This is a genomic window from Clostridium vincentii, assembly GCF_002995745.1.
Classification (GTDB): domain Bacteria; phylum Bacillota; class Clostridia; order Clostridiales; family Clostridiaceae; genus Clostridium; species Clostridium vincentii.
On record NZ_PVXQ01000089.1, the window covers coordinates 1 to 652 of the forward strand.

The following is a 652-nucleotide window of genomic DNA, read 5'->3' on the forward strand; positions in this document are numbered from 1 at the left end:
ACCCGAAGCTTATCGCAGCTTATCGCGTCCTTCATCGGCTCCTGATGCCAAGGCATTCACCATGCGCCCTTTGTAGCTTAACCTGTTCTCGTGACACAAAAGTTTCTCATTGCGTTGATCGCTTTTGTGCCACTGGTTTTAACATATGATGTTTTTTTACTATATAATAGTAATAACTTTCACAGTAAAACTAGTAAAATACAAAGAATATTTCTTGGCTTGTTGTAGTTATACAAACAATATATATATATGCAATTTTCAAAGAACAATTGGTGGGCCTAAATGGACTCGAACCATCGACCTCACGCTTATCAGGCGTGCGCTCTAACCAGCTGAGCTATAGGCCCTAGTGGTGGAGGTAAAGAGATTCGAACTCTTGACCCCCTGCGTGCAAGGCAGGTGCTCTCCCAACTGAGCTATACCCCCACAAAATTATAAGAGATGTCATAACTAAATGAGATCTCTCAAAATTGAACAGACTAAGTTAAATTCCATTATCTTTTTTAGAGAAGAAAATTCAAATAAGAATTTTTTTGTTACCAGTAAGTATCATACTTGCTGGATTTCTCCATAGAAAGGAGGTGATCCAGCCGCAGGTTCTCCTACGGCTACCTTGTTACGACTTCACCCCAATCGCTGACCCTACCTTAGG

General features: G+C 40.8%; 2 tRNA genes and 2 rRNA genes. All 4 read right to left on the minus strand.

What is annotated here, in order from left to right:
• Positions 1–83, minus strand: a 23S ribosomal RNA gene (locus CLVI_RS17175); the annotation flags it as partial.
• Positions 84–270: 187 nt separating this feature from the next.
• A tRNA-Ile gene (locus CLVI_RS17180) sits at positions 271–347 on the minus strand.
• Positions 348–350: 3 nt separating this feature from the next.
• Positions 351–426: transfer RNA gene (locus CLVI_RS17185), tRNA-Ala, on the minus strand.
• Positions 427–574: 148 nt separating this feature from the next.
• A 16S ribosomal RNA gene (locus CLVI_RS17190) occupies positions 575–652 on the minus strand; the annotation flags it as partial.